Annotated in this window: 1 protein-coding gene; it reads left to right on the forward strand. The window is 53.2% G+C overall.

Going from position 1 to position 442, the window contains the following annotated elements; genetic code table 11:
• Positions 1–442 (forward strand): penicillin-binding transpeptidase domain-containing protein (locus tag J0A66_RS21700; RefSeq protein WP_277603613.1); only part of this gene is annotated, 442 nt, incomplete at both ends.

Consider the following 442-nt stretch of genomic DNA (forward strand, 5'->3'; position numbering starts at 1 on the left):
GTGTCAGACACCAGGCAGGGCGATGAACCCAAAGTAGCAGCCGATATTGTTACCGAAGGTGCGTTGGTGTGGGTTCGATTCAATGATGAAACCGACTTCTGGCAGTTATCGCAGTTTCCAGATGCCAGCGCAGCGTTTATTGCGTTGAACCCTGCCGATGGCGCAGTGCAAGCCATAGTCGGGGGCTACAGTTTCTATCAGAGTCAGTTTAACAGGGCGACACAGGCAAAACGCCAGGTCGGCTCCAATATCAAACCCTTTGTTTACTCGGCCGCCCTGGAGCATGGTTTTACCCTGGGCAGCATTATGAACGATGCTCCCATCAACCAGTGGGACAGAAAATCCGGTGTTGTCTGGCGTCCCAAAAACTCACCGGAAGTGTATGACGGCCCCATCCGTATGCGACTGGCGCTAGGTAGGTCTAAAAACGTGGTATCTGTGC

Source organism: Bowmanella dokdonensis (assembly GCF_017254865.1).
Lineage (GTDB): Bacteria > Pseudomonadota > Gammaproteobacteria > Enterobacterales > Alteromonadaceae > Bowmanella > Bowmanella dokdonensis.